This window comes from Bifidobacterium sp. UTBIF-78 (genome assembly GCF_006408945.1).
Lineage (GTDB): Bacteria > Actinomycetota > Actinomycetes > Actinomycetales > Bifidobacteriaceae > Bifidobacterium > Bifidobacterium myosotis.
Genome location: NZ_JFAO01000003.1, coordinates 34,973 through 53,340 on the forward strand (window position 1 = coordinate 34,973; position 18,368 = coordinate 53,340).

At 64.5% G+C, this 18,368-nt stretch carries 16 protein-coding genes and 1 tRNA gene; 12 read left to right on the forward strand and 5 right to left on the reverse strand.

The window, feature by feature from the left end; genetic code table 11:
• Window positions 1–270 precede the first annotated feature (270 nt).
• Genes BG22_RS00680 through BG22_RS00690 form a run of 3 tightly spaced genes read left to right on the forward strand, consistent with a single transcriptional unit; the run spans window position 271 to window position 2,745 of the window.
• A complete protein-coding gene (locus BG22_RS00680) occupies window positions 271–1,545 on the forward strand; it encodes a cysteine desulfurase (RefSeq protein WP_140492179.1) in 1,275 nt (424 codons plus the stop codon).
• 14 nt (window positions 1,546–1,559) lie between these two features.
• Window positions 1,560–2,126: a Fe-S cluster assembly sulfur transfer protein SufU gene (gene sufU, locus BG22_RS00685; RefSeq protein ID WP_140492182.1), complete on the forward strand. Its 567-nt coding sequence runs from the start codon at window positions 1,560–1,562 to the stop codon at window positions 2,124–2,126.
• 10 nt (window positions 2,127–2,136) lie between these two features.
• The gene (locus tag BG22_RS00690; RefSeq protein WP_140492185.1) at window positions 2,137–2,745 is read left to right on the forward strand and encodes a metal-sulfur cluster assembly factor; all 609 of its coding nucleotides are present in this window, start codon (window positions 2,137–2,139) and stop codon (window positions 2,743–2,745) included.
• A 136-nt stretch (window positions 2,746–2,881) separates the two neighbouring features.
• Here the strand turns inward: BG22_RS00690 and glgC are convergent, their stop codons facing one another.
• The 3 genes from glgC to BG22_RS00705 all read right to left on the reverse strand — a co-directional run bounded on the left by glgC (window position 2,882) and on the right by BG22_RS00705 (window position 5,543).
• On the reverse strand, window positions 2,882–4,126 hold the full coding sequence (gene glgC, locus BG22_RS00695) for a glucose-1-phosphate adenylyltransferase (protein ID WP_094668463.1): 1,245 nt from the start codon (window positions 4,124–4,126) through the stop codon (window positions 2,882–2,884).
• A 302-nt stretch (window positions 4,127–4,428) separates the two neighbouring features.
• Window positions 4,429–5,307, reverse strand: coding sequence for an RNA methyltransferase (locus tag BG22_RS00700; RefSeq protein WP_140492188.1), 879 nt, complete (start codon window positions 5,305–5,307; stop codon window positions 4,429–4,431).
• A 148-nt stretch (window positions 5,308–5,455) separates the two neighbouring features.
• Window positions 5,456–5,543: transfer RNA gene (locus tag BG22_RS00705), tRNA-Leu, on the reverse strand.
• A 105-nt stretch (window positions 5,544–5,648) separates the two neighbouring features.
• Between BG22_RS00705 and BG22_RS00710 the strand changes: the two genes are divergently transcribed.
• The 6 genes from BG22_RS00710 to era all read left to right on the forward strand — a co-directional run bounded on the left by BG22_RS00710 (window position 5,649) and on the right by era (window position 11,395).
• Window positions 5,649–6,446, forward strand: a complete 798-nt coding sequence (locus BG22_RS00710; RefSeq protein WP_140492191.1) for a 16S rRNA (uracil(1498)-N(3))-methyltransferase — start codon at window positions 5,649–5,651, stop codon at window positions 6,444–6,446.
• A gap of 195 nt (window positions 6,447–6,641) precedes the next feature.
• Complete coding sequence (locus BG22_RS00715; RefSeq protein ID WP_140492332.1) at window positions 6,642–6,980, forward strand: histidine triad nucleotide-binding protein; 339 nt, start codon at window positions 6,642–6,644, stop codon at window positions 6,978–6,980.
• A 19-nt stretch (window positions 6,981–6,999) separates the two neighbouring features.
• Window positions 7,000–8,202 carry a PhoH family protein gene (locus BG22_RS00720; RefSeq protein WP_140492194.1) on the forward strand — a complete coding sequence of 401 codons (1,203 nt, stop codon included), beginning with the start codon at window positions 7,000–7,002 and terminating at the stop codon, window positions 8,200–8,202.
• Window positions 8,192–8,746 (forward strand): rRNA maturation RNase YbeY, encoded by a 555-nt coding sequence (gene ybeY / locus BG22_RS00725; protein ID WP_094668468.1) that lies wholly within the window; start codon window positions 8,192–8,194, stop codon window positions 8,744–8,746. Before BG22_RS00720 ends, ybeY begins: the two co-directional genes overlap by 11 nt.
• 56 nt (window positions 8,747–8,802) lie before the next feature.
• Entirely contained in the window at window positions 8,803–10,236 is a 1,434-nt protein-coding gene (locus BG22_RS00730; RefSeq protein WP_140492197.1) for a hemolysin family protein, read from the forward strand.
• A gap of 1 nt (window position 10,237) precedes the next feature.
• Window positions 10,238–11,395: a GTPase Era gene (gene era, locus BG22_RS00735; RefSeq protein WP_258186140.1), complete on the forward strand. Its 1,158-nt coding sequence runs from the start codon at window positions 10,238–10,240 to the stop codon at window positions 11,393–11,395.
• Window positions 11,396–11,581: 186 nt separating this feature from the next.
• Here the strand turns inward: era and BG22_RS00740 are convergent, their stop codons facing one another.
• Window positions 11,582–13,618 carry a long-chain fatty acid--CoA ligase gene (locus tag BG22_RS00740; RefSeq protein ID WP_140492200.1) on the reverse strand — a complete coding sequence of 679 codons (2,037 nt, stop codon included), beginning with the start codon at window positions 13,616–13,618 and terminating at the stop codon, window positions 11,582–11,584.
• A gap of 325 nt (window positions 13,619–13,943) precedes the next feature.
• On the opposite strand from BG22_RS00740, the gene BG22_RS00745 reads away from it, so the two are divergent.
• Genes BG22_RS00745 through BG22_RS00755 form a run of 3 tightly spaced genes read left to right on the forward strand, consistent with a single transcriptional unit; the run spans window position 13,944 to window position 16,863 of the window.
• Window positions 13,944–15,119, forward strand: coding sequence for an NAD(P) transhydrogenase subunit alpha (locus BG22_RS00745; RefSeq protein ID WP_140492203.1), 1,176 nt, complete (start codon window positions 13,944–13,946; stop codon window positions 15,117–15,119).
• Between the two features lie 14 nt (window positions 15,120–15,133).
• On the forward strand, window positions 15,134–15,439 hold the full coding sequence (locus BG22_RS00750; protein ID WP_007053366.1) for an NAD(P) transhydrogenase subunit alpha: 306 nt from the start codon (window positions 15,134–15,136) through the stop codon (window positions 15,437–15,439).
• Window positions 15,439–16,863: an NAD(P)(+) transhydrogenase (Re/Si-specific) subunit beta gene (locus BG22_RS00755; protein WP_140492206.1), complete on the forward strand. Its 1,425-nt coding sequence runs from the start codon at window positions 15,439–15,441 to the stop codon at window positions 16,861–16,863. Before BG22_RS00750 ends, BG22_RS00755 begins: the two co-directional genes overlap by 1 nt.
• A 378-nt stretch (window positions 16,864–17,241) precedes the next feature.
• Here BG22_RS00755 and BG22_RS00760 read toward each other — a convergent pair whose 3' ends face one another.
• Entirely contained in the window at window positions 17,242–18,240 is a 999-nt protein-coding gene (locus BG22_RS00760) for an alpha/beta hydrolase (protein WP_140492209.1), read from the reverse strand.
• Window positions 18,241–18,368 lie beyond the last annotated feature (128 nt).

An 18,368-nucleotide genomic window follows, 5' to 3' on the forward strand; every position in this document is an offset into this window, starting at 1 on the left:
TATCCCAACCCACGCTTCACTTCCGGTAGCATCGTTACGTTGGTCAGAGCCGGCGCGTGGAAAAGGGGATTGGTGTGGTGCATGTTGGCCGACCGTAAGCAGCGCAGGCGTGTGCTAAGCTCCGCGAGCACACGCCGGAGCGGGGCCGAACGGCCTTGAGTGTGTCGGACAACACGCACCACACCAATCCACCGTCACATACAGGGAACGGTTCAGCACAGATCATCGGAAGCGTGGATAACCTATAACCACAGCAAATGAAGGGGAAACATGGTTGATTTTGCAGCGATTCGGGCGCAATTCCCGATTTTGGATCAGGAGATTCACGGTCATCCGCTGGTGTACCTCGATTCCGCGGCCACCTCGCAGAAGCCGAATGCGGTGATCGACGCCGAAGCCGACTTCTACCGTACGATTAACGCCGGCGTGCATCGCGGCGCCCATGAGCTGGCGGCCCGTTCCACGGTGGCCTTCGAGGAGGCGCGCGCCAAGGTGGCCAAGCTGGTCGGTGCCAACGCCGAGGAAGGGAACGAGGAGATCGTCGTCACCGGTGGCGCCACGGCGGGCCTGAACCTGCTGGCCACCGCGTTCGGCAACGCGAGCCTCGGCCGTGGGGGAGAGGCCGCCAAGCGCTTCGCCCTGAAGCCCGGCGACGAGATCGTCGTCTCGCGCGCCGAGCACCATTCCGTACTGTTGCCGTTCCAGGAGCTGGCCTACCGCACCGGCGCCACGTTCAAGTGGATCGACCTGACCGAGGACGGCCGTGTGCGCACGGACAACCTTGACGAGGTCATCACCGAACGCACCAAGGTCGTGGCCGTGACCCATGTGGGCAACACCACGGGCGCCATCACGGACATCGCCCCGATCATCAGGCGCGCGCATGCGGTCGGCGCCGTGTTCATCCTGGATGCCTGCCAGTCCGTGCCTCACCTCAAGGTCGATTTCCATGCGCTGGACGTGGACTTCGCCGCATGGAGCGCCCACAAGATGTACGGTCCGACCGGCGTGGGCTTCCTCTACGGCAAGCGCGAGCTGCTCGAGGCGTTGCCGCCGGCCAACTTCGGCGGATCGATGGTGGAGCTGGCCTATATGGACCATGAGGCGCAGTACATGGAACCGCCGGCCCGTTTCGAGGCCGGCACCCAGCCGGTGGCGCAGGTGGTGGCCGCTGGGGTCGCCGCAGAATGGATGATGAACATCGGACTCGAGAACATCGAGGCCCACGAGCGGACCATCGCCGCCGAACTGCTCAAGCTCGGCGACATCGACGGCATCCGCATTCTGGGACCGCGTGAGAACGTGGACCGCATCGGCACCGTGGCCTTCGACGTCAAGGGCGTGCACCCGCACGATGTCGGCCAGTTCATCGACGCGCAGGGCATCGCCATCCGCGTCGGCCACCATTGCGCGCAGCCGGTGCATCGCCACTTCGGCCTGTACGCGTCCAACCGCGCCTCCTCCGGCGTATACAATTCGGTGGAGGACGCACAGGCGTTGGTGGAGGCCGCCAAGGGCATCCGCAAGTTCTTTGGAGTGGAATAAGGAACAATAGAGGTATGAGTGATTTCGGCATGAGCGGCGACGAACTGGAGCAGATGTACCAGGAGGTGATCCTCGAGGCCGCCAAGCATCCGCACGGCAGGGAGTCCTTCGCTCCCGATGCCGCCGTGGAGCAATCCGCGGGAGCGCCCGGTCCGGACGCCGCCGACACCACCGTGCGTGCCAGCCACGAGTACTGCACGCCGGGGGAGTCGCACCAGTTCAACCCCACCTGCGGTGACGAGGCCACCATCCATGTGGAGGTGTCCGACGACGAGCCGCACACCATCAAGCGTCTGGTCTGGGACGGCCACGGCTGCTCCATCTCGCAGGCCAGCCTGTCCGTGATGGTCGATCTGGTGGACGGCAAGACCGTGGACGAGGCCATGCATCTGGAGGAGGCGTTCCACCGGCTCATGGAGTCGCGCGGCGCCGGCCTGAACGACGAGGCGCTGGAGGACGAGCTCGGCGACGCCGTCGTGTTCCAAGGCGTGTCGAAATACCCGATGCGCATCAAGTGCGCCCTGCTAGGCTGGGAAGGGCTCAAGGATTCCATCGCCAAGGCGTTGGCCGCAAAGAACTGAGGTAAACACAATGACCGACAACAATCTGGTTCCAGAACCCAAGTCGTCCATCTTCGACGCCGTCAACGACGTGCTGCAGGACGAAGAGGCCGCCCGCCGTGTGATGATGAATCCGGCATTGGCCAAGGGCTTCCCGAACGGGCATCCGGTGGAGCCGTCCGGCGACGCTGCGCAGGACGCGCACGGTGGCGATGCGTGCGGATGCGGCAACCATCAGGGCGCCTGCGGATGCCATGACGATTCCGGCACCGGCGACGATCAGATTCCGCTCAAGGCCGTGGACGACATCGGCCGCGCCACCGCCGAGGACGTGCGCGAGGCACTGCATCAGGTCATCGACCCGGAGCTGGGCATCGACGTGATCGATTTGGGTCTGGTCTATGGCATTGAAATCGACGAACTCGGCCGCGCCATCATCACGATGACGCTGACCACGCCGGCCTGCCCGCTCACCGACCTCATCGAGGACGAATGCGCCTCCACGCTGGCCGGGCTGGTGGAGGAGTTCCGCATCGACTGGACGTGGAACTCGCGCTGGACGATGGACCGCATCACGCCCGAAGGCCGTGACCAGCTCGCCGCCTTGGGCTTCAATTTCGACAACTTCCCGACGTACTGACGACGGTGGGCGAGACGGGCGGATAGGCTCGTCGAAGCGCCGTCGTTCCGCCGCCCCAAATACACGGCAAACGCACATGCCCCGCGAATCAATCGCGGGGCATGTGCGTTTTACCTAATCGCCGTGTTCAGTCGTATCAGTCGTCGACGATGGTGTTCTTCGGCACCACGGTGATGCCGTCCGGCGTGACGGTGAAGCCGCGGGCCAAATCGTGTTCGGTGTCGATGCCGACCGTGGAGTTCTCGGTGAGCACCACGTTCTTATCGAGAATCGCCTTGTACACGCGGGCACGACGGTTGATGACCACGCCGTCGAACAGCACGGAATCGACGATCTGCGCCCAGGAGTGGATGCGCACGTTCGGGGAGAGCACGGAGTGGTGCACCTCGCCGCCCGAGACGATCACGCCGGGGGAGACGATGGAGTCCGTGGCGTGGCCCAGACGGTCACGTCCGGCGTGCACGAACTTGGCCGGCGGCAGGTTGCCGGACATCGTGTAGATCGGCCAGTCCTGGTTGTACAGGTTGAACTCCGGCACGTAGGCGATGAGGTCCATGTGCGCATCGTAGAACTGCTTGATGGTACCCACATCGCGCCAGTAGGCGTGATCGGTGGCCGTGGAGCCCGGAATCTCGTTGGAGTTGAAGTCGTAGACGCCGGCCTCGTTGCGGGAGGCGAAGTAGGGGGCGATGTCGCCGCCCATGTCGTGCTTGGTGTCCGCGGCCTTCTCGTCGAGGGCCAGCGCCTCGAACAGGGCCTTGGTGTTGGCCACGTAGTTGCCCATGGAGGCCAGGATCTGGTTCGGATTGTCCGGCAGTCCGGTGGTGGTGGCGGGCTTCTCCTGGAAGTTCTTGATCATGTTCGGGTGCTCCGGATCGACCTGGATCACGCCGAACTGCTTGGACTGCTCGATGGGCTGGCGGATGCCGGCCACCGTGAATTCGGCGCCGGACTCGATGTGCTGCTGGACCATCTGTTCGAAGTCCATGCGGTAGACGTGGTCTGCGCCCACGATCACCACGATGTCGGGCTGCACGTCCTCGATGATGTTGATGGTCTGGTAGATGGCGTCAGCGGAACCGAGGTACCAGTGCTTGCCGAGTCGCTGCTGCGCCGGCACAGGGGAGACGTACGAGCCCAGCAACGGCGAGAAACGCCACACCTGGGAGATGTGACGGTCAAGCGAGTGAGACTTGTACTGGGTGAGCACCACGACCTGACGGTACCCGGAGTTGACCAGGTTGCTCAACGGGAAATCGATGAGTCGATACACGCCACCGAAGGGGACGGCGGGTTTCGCGCGATCGCGGGTTAAAGGCATCAGGCGCGTCCCCTCGCCGCCTGCAAGCACAATTGACAGAATCTTGGGATTCTTGGCCATCGTAACTGTCCTCTCTTGTTACTGAGCGTCTTTCGACACCGCACTGCTGGGCCAAACGCTTCCTTGCATTTGGTTGACATAGTTAATAATTGCAGAAAAAAACGAACATGCAAGGCTTTCGCCCCCGCGTGGCGTGAACTCGCAATGAATAATGTGGCGGCACGCCGTCGCCGCTCGGCGCGTCGCGTCGTTTGCCGGCGCGTCGAGCGACGTTCGGCGGCGAACGCACGCGGTGTCAGTGTGGGTCAGTGAGGTATCAGTGAGGTATCAGCGCAACGTCGGTGTGCAACATACGCACAAGATCAGCGTGTGGCGTAGAAGGCGACGGCGCTGGACGCGGCGACGTTGAGCGAGTCGACGCCATGACTCATCGGAATCTTGACCGTCAGATCGGCGCGGGCGATGGTGTGCCGTGACAGGCCGTCGCCTTCGGTGCCGAAGATCAGCGCCAGCTTGCCGATGTGCTCGGCGTCGTCGGAAGGCAGGTGCAAGCGGCGCGTCAGCTCGTCCAGCGAGATCGAATCGTCCTCAAGCGCCATGGCCACCGTGGTGAAGCCCAGTGATTTGAGCTCGTCGATGCCTTTGAAGGGCCAGTAGTGACGGTCCTCGGTGCCGTCCTCGTTGAGTCCGGTGATGCGGGTCCACGGCACTTGGAACACCGTGCCCATCGACACGCGGGCGGCGCGTCGATACAGCGGGTCGCCGCAGGAGGGTGTGACCAGCACGGCGTCCACATCGAGGGCCGCGGCCGAACGCATGAGCGCGCCCACGTTGGTGTGGTCCACGATGTTCTCCATCACCGCCACGCGGCGGGCGTCGCGGCACACCTCGGCCACGGACGGCAATTGCCAACGTCGCATCGCGCACAGGGCGCCCCGGTGCAGGCGATAGCCGGTCAGCCGCTTGAGCTGCTCGGGGGAGGCCACATACACCGGCACGTCCGGCCCCCAGTGCGCGTCGATGAAGGCGAAGGTATCGGCCATGCCGTCCAGCCACGGTTCCTCGACCAACAGCGACAGCGGCTCCCGCCCGGCCGTCAGCGCCCGGTCGATTACCTTGGGCGATTCGGCGATGAACATGCCCTTGGCCGGCTCCAGACGGTTGCGCAACTGCATTTCCGTGAGATTCACGTATGCCTCTACACGCGGGTCGTCAACGGAGTCAAGCGTGATGCGCTGCATGGTGGCCTTTCGCGGGGGGTATGGGGGATATGAACTTGGTGGCTGATGGTCGGCGGCGCGTGATGCGCTGCATGCCGCACCACCGACCGCCGTACCGTACTCGATCGTGATATGCAAAAACCCCTTGCAATGCAAGGGGTTTTGTCTGTGCCCGAGACGGGACTTGAACCCGTACGCCTGTATAAAATAGGCACTAGCACCTCAAGCTAGCGCGTCTACCATTCCGCCACCCGGGCAGGTGTCGTGTGGACAACGAGTTGATACTTTAGCAGTGATTCACGGAAGCGCAAATCGAGGGGTCGCGTACGGCGTGTCGCGTTTATCCGTGTAGATTTGTGAGCATGACTGATGCCCTTTTCCTCTTCGACCCGCAGGTCGACGACGTGCCGGTGAACAGCGACGAACTCCACACCGGATGGAAGCTCACCCTGCCCGCCCATATCAAGCGTCATGCCGTGCAGGCCATGCGTCTCAAGGCCGGGGACAGCCTCCAGTTGTCCGACGGCCGCGGCCTGCGTATTCGCGCGGTCATGGCCGATCCCGAGGCCGGTCTGGCCGAGGTGATCGAAGTGGGCCGCGAGCCCGCGCCGCAGACCCGTCTCGCCCTGATCCAGGCATTGGCCAAGACCGGCCACGACGAGCAGGCCATCGATATGGCCACGCAGATCGGCGTGGACGAGGTGGTCCCCTGGCAGGCGGACCGGTCCATCGCCAAATGGAAGGCCGGCCGCACCGACAAGAAGTGGGGTGCCGTGCTGGACGCCGCCACCGAGCAGTCCCGCCGTGCGTTCCGTCCGGAACTGGGGGAGTGCGTCTCCAGCAAGCAGATCGTGGCCATATGCCGCAGGGCCTGTGTGCATGGTGATCTGGTGGTGGTGCTCCATCAGGACGCCACCGACACATGGGCCGGCGTGGAGGAGAAGGTGGGCCGTCTCGTCGACCGCACGCTCGAGGACGGCCGCCCGCGCACGGTCAGCGTGGTCGTCGGCCCCGAGGGCGGCATCAGCGAGCAGGAGGTGGCGGACTTCACCGCCGCGGGAGCCGTCAGCTGCGTGCTCGGCCGCAACATCCTGCGCGCTGCGACCGCCGGTCCGGTGGCGCTCTCGCTGCTGTCCCGCACGCTGGGCCGCTACGAGTAGCGGGTCCCCGGCCGCCGTCCGTCCTGCGGATGGCGGTGCCGAAGGGTGCCGATGATGTTCGCGCAGGTCGTGGGCGAACGATGTGTGCGAACGTCGTGTGCGGATGATCACGAATCGATGTGAGTGGCGCGGGCGCTGAGTAACGCCCCCGCGCTAAGCTGTTCCATAGTCCGATATCAAGAACCAAGGAGCATGATGAGCGCATCCGACGATTGCCTGTTCTGCAAGATCATCGCAGGGCAGATCCCCAGCAGCAAGGTCTATGAGGACGACACCACGTATGCCTTCAAGGACATCAATCCCAAGGCCAAGGTCCACGTCCTGGTGGTGCCCAAGGAGCACTACGCCAACGCGGCGGAGCTCGCCGCCAAGGACCCCGCCGAGCTGGCCCACATCGTCTCCGTCGCCCAGCACATCGCCGATGACTCCTTCCACGGCGCGTACCGTCTGGTGTTCAACACCGGTCTCGACGCTGGACAGACCGTGTTCCATGTGCACGCCCATGTGCTGACCGGCGAGAAGCTGGACGAGTAGCGAGGAGCGGGACGCTTTCGTGGCAACGACTACACGTACCATCACCATCCCGCCGCAACTCGATCCCGTGGCCGTGCTCGGCCCGGTGGACGAGGTCATCCGTGAGGTGGAACGCGCCTTCCCGGAACTCACCATCATCGTGCGCGGCAATCGGGTGGCGATCGTTTCCCGATCCAAGCAGACCGAAGCGCAGGCCGCGCAGGCCGAAGACCTGATCGATACGATCATCCAGGCCGCGTACACCGCCCCGATGGACGCCGACACCGTGCGTCGCATGCTCGACCAGAACGTGCTGAGGAACAGCGTGCGGCAGGAGCATCCGGGCCACGGTCCGGCGCATGACCGCTTCGTCCAGTCCGCTTCGGTCGCCCTCGAACCGCATGCCAGGTCCCGTGCCGTCCGTACGCAGTCGGCCCATGACGTGACCTATCGCAAGCCGTCGGTTCCCGGCGTCATCACGTTCGCCGCCGGCGTACCTGTGCGCGCGAAGACGGCCGGGCAGGTCGCCTACGTCAACGCCATCGAATCCCACACCATCACCTTCGGCATCGGCCCGGCCGGCACCGGCAAGACCTATCTCGCCGTGGCCAAGGCCGTGCGCGCCTTCCAGGACAAGCAGATCCGGCGCATCATCCTGACCCGCCCGGCCGTGGAGGCCGGCGAGAACCTGGGCTTCCTGCCCGGCACGCTGACCGACAAGGTGGACCCGTACCTGCGCCCGCTGTACGACGCGCTGGGCGACATGCTCGGCACCGACCAGCTCAGGCGGCTCATGGACGACAACACCATCGAGGTGGCGCCGCTCGCCTACATGCGCGGACGTACGCTCAACGACGCCTTCGTGATCCTCGATGAGGCGCAGAACACCACCGAGCAGCAGATGAAGATGTTCCTCACCCGTCTCGGATTCAACACCAAAATGGTGATCACCGGCGATATCTCGCAGGTCGATCTGGCCGTGCCCCGTTCGGGTCTGGCCACCATCGAACAGATCCTTGGCGAGATCGAGGGCATCTCCTTCATCCACCTCAACACCGAGGACGTGGTCCGTCACCAGCTGGTGGGCAAGATCGTGGCCGCCTACGACCGGCACGCCGCCATCGCCGGTGACCATCGCGACATCGGCCGCAGGGGCCACCGTCGCCGGGCGCCCGAAACCGAACCCGAGCACAACACCGAACCGACCCCGATCACACGAAACGAGGCAACCGATGAGCGTTGACGTGACCAATGAGACCCAGTGGGTCATCGACCCGAAGGTCTTCTCCGATTTGGGCGTCTGGGTGATGGACCAGATGCGTGTGAGCACCCAGTCCGACCTGACCATCATGTTCGTGGATCCCGATCCCATCGCCGAACTGCACATGCGTTGGATGAACCTCGAAGGCCCCACCGACGTGATGAGCTTCCCGATGGACGAGCTGAGGCCGGGCGACGGCAAAACCGTCATGGAAGGCGTGCTGGGCGACATCGTGATCTGCCCGTGGGTCGCCGCCCAGCAGGCCGCGGCCGCCGGACACAGCGCTATGCAGGAGATGCTGCTGCTGACCATCCACGGCATCCTCCATCTGCTCGGCTACGACCATGTGACGCCCGAGCAGGAACGTCAGATGTTCGGACTGCAACGCCAGCTGCTGCTCACCTTCTTCGCACTGCGCCACGACGCCGGAGTCCAGGCCACGCTGCCCGCCGGCACGCCCGACGCGCTGGCCCTCTACGACGCCGCGCACGGCACGGGACGCGACCTCAACGCCAAGCAGGCCTAAGGCCCAGCCCGACCGCCACCGAATCACCAATACCACCCGCAAGGACATCGAACCATATGGAGTATTCCAGTACCACCCTCATCGCCATCACCGTGCTGCTCGTGCTTGTGGCGGCCCTGTTCGTCTGGTTCTCGCTGACCATGGCCGCCTCGGAGGGCGCCGTGGCCCGCGTGACGCGCGCGAGCCTCAACAACCTCATCCTCGAGGTGCAGACCGACAGCGAGGCCAGCCAATTCCTCAAGATGAAGAAGATCGACAGGATCCACCGCGTGCAGCGGTTGATCTCCGATCGGTACGCCACGGCAGGCAGCTGTGCGTTCTTCCGCATCGCCTGCAACGTGCTTGACGGCGTCCTGGTGGCATCCATCGCGGCGTTGTGGGGTGCCGAGCTCTGGGTGCAGCTGCTGGCGGGATTCGTGTTCGCGATCATCGTGGCAGTGGTGTCCGTGTTGGTCCGGCCTCGCACCGCCGGCATGGCCAAGCCGGTGGACATCATGCTCGCCCATTCGCGCGTGGTCTCCATCGCCGTGAAGATCACGCCGTTCACCCGCATCGGCTCCGACAAGACCGGTGGTAAGGCGTCGGGCAAGCGCGGCAAGAACACCGACCTGTCCGACGACGAGGAGCTGGACAAGATTCAGCTCGAACAGGGCAAGGCCGCCATCGACCGTCTGGTGGAATCCAACGACTTCGATCCCGAGGTCTCCGAGATGCTGCGCAACGTGCTCACGCTGTCCGACACGTTGACCCGCGAGATTATGGTGCCGCGCACCGACATGATCTGCATGGAGCGCGACACGAAACTCGCCTCGGCGCTGAAGCTGTTCTCCCGCTCCGGCTTCTCGCGCGTCCCGGTCATCGGCGAGGACGTGGACGACCTCATCGGCGTGGCCTACCTCAAGGACGCCGTGCGCGCCACCGCCTTTAACCCGGCCGCGCTGGACCGTTCGGTCGATTCCATCGTGCGCCAGCCGTTGCTGGTGCCCGAATCCAAGCCGGTGGACGACCTGTTCCACGAAATGCAGCGGTCCCGCCAGCATGTGGCCGTGGTGGTCGACGAATACGGCGGCATCGCCGGCATGGTGACCATCGAGGACACCATTGAGCAGATTGTCGGCGAGCTGGAGGATGAGCACGACCGCACCCAGCGCACCGAACCCGAGAAGATCGGCGAGAACAAGTGGCGGATGCCGGCCCGTACGCCGATCGCCGATCTGGAGGAGATCTTCGAGATTGACATCGACGAGGACGATGTGGACACGGTGTACGGCCTGCTGACCAAGGTGCTCGGGCGCGTGCCGATCGTGGGCGCGTCGGCCGTGACGCGCGGACTGAGGCTCACCGCCGTCGATTCGGCCGGACGCCGCAAGAAGGTGTCCACCATCGTGGTCGAGCCGGCCCACGTCGAGGGCGGCGAGGAAGATGGCAAGACCTATGAGCATGCCGGCGAACAGGTAGCCGATGACGAACGCAACGCCGATAAGGAGTGAGATGAGCGATCAGCAGGATCATCAGGAAGAAGAGCGCGCCGAAACTGAGGTCACGGTGGACGCGGTTGATTTGACGGTGGAAGCCGCGGGGGAGCCGGACGAGACGGAGATCGAGGTCGGCGCTTCTGAGGGAGCGACGGAATCCCATGTCGCCGACGAGGCTGCCGATGACGACGATTCTGACGATTCGGCCCTGACCGAACCTGCGAAGGACGATGTGCCCTACCGTTCGGGCTTCGTGGCCGTGGTGGGGCGCCCGAACGTGGGCAAGTCCACCTTGATCAACGCGCTGATCGGCAAGCAGATCGCCATCGCCTCCTCCCGCCCGGAGACCACCCGTAAGGCCATCCGCGGCATTCTGACCACCGAGCACGCGCAGCTGGTACTCGTGGACACGCCCGGTATCCACCGTCCGCGCACCCTGCTCGGCCAGCGGCTCAACGATGTGGTGGAGGAGTCCCTGTCCGATGTGGACGTCGTGGCCTTCCTCCTGCCGGCCGATCAGGAGATCGGCCCCGGCGACAAGCGCATCCTGTCCCGTCTGCGTGCCGACTTCGCCACCAAGCGCGAGGATGGCACGTTCGTGTGGAAGATTCCGCTGATCGCCATCGTGACCAAGATCGACGAGCTCGGTCGCCAGCAGCTCATCAACAAGCTCATCGAGATCAACGACTTCGCCAACTTCTCCGACATCGTGCCGGTGAGCGCCCTGGAGCATGACAATCTGGACGAGGTCAGGAAGGTGCTCATCGAGAACACGCCCGAAGGCCCGCAGATGTATCCGGACGACCAGATCAGCGAGGAGCGTCCAGAGGACACCATCGCCGAGCTCATCCGCGGTGCGTTCCTGGAGACGTTGGACGACGAGCTGCCGCACTCCCTCGCGGTGGTCGTGGATTCCATCGACTACCCGGAGGACAACGAGACCGGCGCCGCCTACGACGGCAAGGCACAGGTCAACGTGTCGATCTATGTGGAGCGCGACTCGCAGAAACCTATCATCATCGGCAAGGGCGCCTCGAACCTCACTTACGTCAAGAAGAAGCTGCGCACTCCGGTCAACCGCATCGTCGGCCAGAAGGCCCGCCTCGATCTCCACGTCAAGGTCGCCAAAGGCTGGCAGTCCGACCCCAAGAAACTAGACCGCCTAGGATTCTAACCGTATAAAGGCTCCCCTCGGAAAGGGGAGCCTTTATACGATGGGAGGCTATGCTGGCCCTGTTAGGTTCACTCTCGCAGTCTGCTTTTCAGTTGATCCCCTCGAGGAGGGGAACCAATATGGACTGATTTTGTTTGGTTGCTCCCCTCGGAGAGGGGAGCCGAGTGGACGGAGAGAGGGGGCAGTTTACTTCTTGCGGGCGGTGTACATCTGGGTGTTGAGGAGGGTGGTGTAACGCTTGATCACCTTCGGGCGAATCACCTTCATGGAGGCGGTCATGAGGCCGTTCTCCTGCGTGAAATCCTCGGGCAGGATGATGAACTTGCGCACCGACTCGGCGCGGGAGACGCCCTCGTTGGCCTGATCGACCCACTTCTGCACCTCGGCGCGGACGGCCGCGTTCTGGGCGGCGTCCTCCATCGGCATGTTCTCGTCCAGACCCTTCGCGGCCAGCCACGGGCGCAGCGACTCCTCGTCCAGCGTGATGAGTGCGGAGATGAACGGGCGCTTGTCGCCGAGCACCAGCGCCTGCGAGACGATCTCGCAACGCTGGATGACCTCCTCGATCGGGCCGGGGGAGACGTTCTTGCCGCCGGCGGTAATGATGAGGTCCTTCTTGCGACCGGTGATGTACAGGAAGCCGTCGTTGTCGATGCGTCCCAGATCGCCGGTGGCGTACCAGCCGTCCTCGGTGAAGGAGACCTCGGTGGCCTCGTCGTTCTTGTGATAGCGCGGGAAGACGGCGCGGCCCTTGACCTGGATCTCGCCGTCCTCGGCGATGCGCAGCGAGAAACCGGGGAAGGCGATGCCCACGGAACCGGCGTGGAACGGCGTGGTGGGCGGGTTGAACGCGCACGGGGCGGTGGTCTCGGTCAGGCCGTAGCCCTCGTAGACCGGTACGCCGGCGCCGCGGAAGAAAGCCAGCAGATCCGGGTCCAGCGGTGCGCCACCGGTGACGAACCACTTGGCGCGGCCACCCAGCACATCGCGCAACGAGGAGTAGACGATCGGGTCGAACGCCGCGCGCTTGGTGCTCGTCAGCACACCGGCCTTGCCATTGGCGGAGATCTCCTTCATGTAGTTCTGCGCGGTCACCACGGCGGAGGCGAACACCACGCCCCTGGGGCCATGTCCGGCCTTCTGCGAGGCTGCGTTGTACACCTTCTCCAGCACGCGCGGCACCACGATCATGATGGACGGCTTGGCCACCTGAAGGTCGCCGATCAGCGTCTTGATGCCGGTGGCGATGTAGATGTGGATATCCGAGGCCACCACGATGTAGTTGATGGCACGGGCGAAGGAGTGGGCCTGCGGCAGGAACAGGAGGATGGTGTTCCTTTTGTCGTGAAGCAGGTCAGGCATGTAATCCGGCAGGTTCAGCGCGGTCTGGCAGTAGTGCTCGTGGGTCATCTCCACGCCCTTCGGCGCGGCGGTGGAGCCGGAGGTGTACACGATGGAGCACAGGTCGGTCTTCTTGACCGAATCGATGCGCTCGTCCAGCTCCTCGTCCGACACGCTGGTGCCGTATGCCTTGATCTCGTCGAGGCCGCCGGTCTCGATGCACACGATGTTCTCGAGCGAGGGGCATTCCTCGACCGCGCCGTCCGCCTTGTCGCGCATGGCGGTGTCCTGCACGATGAGCAGGCGGGCGTCGGAGTTGTTGACGATGTTGCGGATCTGCTCGGCCGAATCGGTGTCGTAGATCGTGGCCAGCACGCCGCCGCATGCCATGACGGCCGCGTCGGTGAGATCCCATTCGTAGGACGTGCGGCACATGAACGCCACGCCGTCGCCCTTCTTGAGGCCATAGTGCAGCAGGCCCTTGGCCACCGCGCGCACGTCGGCCAGGAACTCGTTGGCGGTCACGGTGACCCAGTCGTTGCCGGACTTGTAGGTGTACAGCGGCTCGTCGCCCATGCGGCGCGCGCGGTCGGCGTACAGGTCGTAGATGGAGGTGCCCTCGTCCAGAGGCGGATTGCCTTCGGTGGAGGTGGTGAGCAGGCCGGTGGCCGGGTCGATGTCGGTGACGGTCAGGTGACCGTCGTCCCAATCGTCGCTGTGGGGGAGTGCGATGTCGGACTCGGTCGGCACATCGGCGTTGGACAGGTAATCGGGCTCGTCCGGCGTGTCGTCGTGCACCGGGTGGACGAAGTCGGACCCCAGCCTCAGCGCCTTTCGGGTGAGGTTGATGGTGTGTTGCGTGAAGGAATTGATAACCGACAACTTTGCTCCTGTAGAACCTTGCGACGTCGCCCCGCCGCGGCATGGGACGAACACTTCTCAAAGGGTCAAGTGTAATCGCCGATGACGAACTCGTCACCTTACGCAACCGTAGGAAACCCTACGTGGATATGGGTTTTCGGCATTTGCGGCAGGACTGTCGAATAGCTTTAGCCGATGCTGCGTCCGTGCGGTCCGGTCTTTCGCCGGCGTCCATATTCTGCGGGGCGTTCGCGGCGTTTCTTCACCTTTTGGCTACACTTGACTGTGGATAGTTATGTCCAACCGGATAACCATGTCCATTGAAAATACTGAAGAAAGGGCTCTCATGGCGAATAACCAAGAAGCCACCGTGGTGTTCGGCGTCCTCAACGAGACGTCGGAGACGGAATCCCGCGTCGCGCTGACGCCGGATATCGTCACACGGCTGAAGAGGAGCGGAGTCTCCTGCCTGATGGAATCGGGTGCCGGCATGGCCGCCGAGTACACCGATGAGGATTACGAGAAGGCCGGTGCGAAGGTGACCGGCCGCGACGAGGTGCTTGCCGGCGCCGATGCGCTCGGCTTCGTGGACCGTCCGTCCGCCACCACCGTGGCCGCGCTCAGGCCCGGCCAGTGGGTGATTGGTATGCTCGGCTCCTTCACCGACGCCGATTATGTCGCCGCGCTCGAGAAGGCCGGTCTGGTGGGTGTGGGCATCGAGAAGCTGCCCCGCAAGCTCTCCAGCGCCCAGTCCATGGACGAGATGACCTCCCAGAATTCGGTGATGGGATACAAGGCCGCCATCGCCGCGGCCGACGCGTACGGATCGTTCCTGCCGATGATGACCACGGCCGCGGGCACCATCCGCCCGGCCAAGGCGCTGGTGCTCGGCGCCGGCATCGCGGGTCTGCAGGCCATCGGCACGCTGCGTCGTCTCGGCGCGGTCGTCACCGCCTATGATGTGCGCCCCGCCTCCAAGGGCGAGGTGGAGTCCCTCGGCGCCAAGTTCCTCGATCTGGGACTCGACTTCTCCGCCGGCCAGGGCGAGGGCGGTTATGCCCGTGCGCTTTCGGCCGAGGAGCAGGCCGCCCAGCAGGCCGCGGTGGACGAGAAGGCCGCCGGATTCGACATCATCATCACGACCGCCAAGGTGCCCGGCCGCAAGCCGCCGGTGCTGCTTACTGCGGCCGGCGTCAAGGGCCTCAAGCGCGGTGCGGTGATCGTGGACTGCGCCGCCTCCGAGCTTGGCGGCAACGTCGAGGGCTCCGTGATCGGCGAACAGGTCACCGACGGCGGCGTCAAGATCATCGGCGCCCCGTATCTCGCGTCCGGCGTGGCCACCACCGCATCCAACCTGCTCGCCCGCAACGTGGCGGACATCCTCGTGCACTTCATCCGCGACGGCAAACTCAGCCAGGACCTGACCGAAGAGCTGGACGACGCGCTGGTGGTCGCCGGCCGTGCCGCCGCGCAGCCCGCGTCGGACGAATCGGCAGCGCCGGCCGCACCGGCCGGAAAGTAGGGAAAGGAATCATCATGCCTACTCTCGTCGTTTCCATCACCCTCTTCGTCCTCGCGCTGCTCATCGGCATCGAGGTCATCGGCAAGGTGCCCGCCACCCTGCACACGCCGCTCATGTCCGGCGCCAACTCCATCCACGGCATTGTCATCGTCGGCGTGGTCATCGTGGCCGCCGAGGCCAACAGCCCGCTCGCCTATGTGTTCATCTTCCTGGCCGCAGTGCTCGGCACGATGAACGTGGTCGGCGGCTACGTGGTGACCGACCGCATGCTGGAGATGTTCAAGTCCAGCAAGAACGAGAAGAAGGGGGAGTCGAAGTAATGAGCTCCGCAACCGTGGGAACCATCGACATCGTCGCGTGGTTCGTCTATCTGTTCTCGGCCGTCCTGTTCGTGGTCGGCCTGCACTTCATGAACTCCCCGAAGACCGCACGCAAGGGCAACCAGATTTCCGCGTTCGGCATGGTCGTGGCCGTGCTCATGGCCTTCATCGTGCTGTTCGCCAAGGGATTCATCAACATCGTGGCCGTGGTGGTGCTGGTCTTCGGCATCCTGATCGGCGCAGTGGCCGGCGTGGTCTCCGCCAAGAAGGTCAAGATGACCGACATGCCGCAGCTCGTCTCCGTGTTCAACACGGTGGGTGGCGGCGCGGCCGCGCTTGTGGCTTTGAACGACATCCTCACCAAGGAGGGCACCCCGGACATCGTGGTGCTCATCACTGCTGGCCTCGGCATCCTCATCGGCTCCGTGACGTTCACCGGTTCGCTTATCGCGGCCGGTAAGCTGCAGGGCATCAAGTGGGTCAAGAAGCTCGCCCTGCCCGGCAAGGGCGTGTGGAACGTGCTGTTCGCCGTGCTGTCCATCGCCGCGTTGGTCATGCTGTGCGTCCAGCCCGAGCAGCGACTCCTGTGGTCGATTCTGACCACCGTGTTCGCCCTCGCCTACGGTCTGGTCTTCGTCATCCCGATCGGCGGCGCCGACATGCCCGTCGTCATCTCCGTGCTCAACGCCTGCACCGGTACGGCCGTGGCCATGTCCGGTCTCGCCATCGACAACGTGGCCCTGATCGTGGCCGGCGCGCTCGTCGGCTCGGCCGGCGTGACGCTGTCCATCCTCATGGCCCAGGCCATGAACCGTCCGCTGCTGTCCGTCCTCGCCGGCGGCTTCGGCGGTGGTTCGGGTGCCGCGGCGGCCGGCGACGGCCCGGAGGGCACGATGAAGGAGACCACGCCCGACGATCTGGCCGTCCAGCTCGTCTACGCGCAGAAGGTCATCTTCGTGCCGGGCTTCGGTCTGGCACAGGCGCAGGCCCAGCGCGAGCTCGCCGATCTGGGCGAGCTGCTCAAGGCCCACGGCGTCGAGGTCTCCTACGCCATCCACCCGGTGGCCGGCCGTATGCCGGGCCACATGAACGTGCTGCTCGCCGAGGCCAACGTGCCCTACGAGGAGCTGGTGGACCTCGAGGAGATCAACCCGCAGTTCCCGCAGGCCAACGTGGTCCTGGTCGTCGGCGCGAACGACGTGACCAACCCGGCCGCACGCCGCCCCGGCACCCCGGTCTCCGGCATGCCGATTCTCGATGTGGACAAGGCGCAGAACGTGGTTGTCATGAAGCGCGGCCGCGGCATGGGCTACGCCGGCATCCAGAACGAGCTCTACTTCGAGGACAACACGCAGATGCTGTTCGGCGACGCGAAGAAGAGCCTGCAGGCCGTCATCGCCGCCGTCAAGGAACTGCTGGCCTGATTGCCGCAATCCATAATCCATAGAATAGGGGCTCCCCAAAGCACACATGCAGTGCGATGGGGAGCCCCTTTCGTTTTTGCCAATCGTGGCGATCCTGTCGGCGGCTCCTATAGGCGAGGCGCCATGCCGGGTTCAAGGTTGGCGTTACGACGCCATCCTGGTTGTTCAGACCCGCGACTGGAACGGCGCGGCCGGCAGGCCATCCCCGTTGAACAACGGTGCCGGGCCCCAGCTGTACCAGCCGTAACGCGCCGACACGGGTTCGGTGACTGAGTCTCTGTTACGGTCCCTTTCGCACCTGTGCTCCTCATACCCGCGCATTCGATATATTCTATATACCTGCTGTTCGTGCATGTTCCGAAAACGGCCTTGCAGCCCTTACAACCCGAACACGCGCGTGACGAAGCCGGTGACCCGCTTCCAGTAGCGCACCGGATCGGTGCTGGCGCTCAGGGCGTGGCTGGCTCCCGGTACGAGCAGACGCTCGCGGTCGATGCTAGCGCAAGCCGCGATGTTACGGTCCAGAAACGCCGGGTCCACGAAGGTATCGGCGCCGCCGTGGATGAACAACACCGGTATCGTGGTGCGACGCAGCGAGGCCACGCTGGATGCCTCGCGGAAACCGTAGCCGGCCACATGCTTGCAGATGGCGCTCATGCACGCCACCACCGGCAATGCGAGCCAGCGGCGGGGCAGATGATACATGCCCTTCGCGTTGAACAGGAACTGATCCCATACGGACGAATAGCCGCAATCCTCGATGGCGGCCGTCACATTGCGCGGCAGATCGGGCTCGCCGAGCGTCATCATGACGGTTGCGGCACCCATCGATATGCCGTCGAGCAGAATACGGGCCTCGGGGTCGGCGTCCGTCACCAACCGGACCCAGCACATCAGATCGCGCCGTTCCAGCCATCCCATGCCCACGTAACGTCCCTCGCTCAGCTCATGGGCGCGCTGGGCCGGGACCAGCACGGTGAATCCGAGCCGCGCGAACCGATGCGCGTATTTCGCCATTTCCGATGGCTGACCGGTGTATCCGTGCATGCAGATCGCGTACAGGTGCGGCGTGGGGGAGGCATTGTCCGCATCGAAGAGCCAGCCGTGCAGCTTCAGCCCGTCCTCGCTGGTCACGGTCACCGGCTGTTTGGCCTCCTCGAACCACCGCGATGCCTCGGCCTCCTCCTTGGCGTCGCGGTGCGGGGTTTCGAGGTACCGCGCGGTCTCGCCGCCGGACATCAACCGCTCCATGAGGTGTGAGTAGCGCGTATCCAGCGACAAATGGAACATGAAATCCGCCATGGCGAAGGTCCCGGCGGCGAGTGCGGCCGCGCCTGCTCCCATTCCGATGAGGATGTTTCTGGTGATGCGCTGCATTGCGGCCTCGATTCCCTCTCGCGGGACGCCACGCGCGATCCCGCATCCCCATCCATTGTAGTCGTCGATGTCTGCGGCCCGTGTATACTTGATTGCTGTTGCTTTGGCAAGGCCGAGCCGTTAAACGA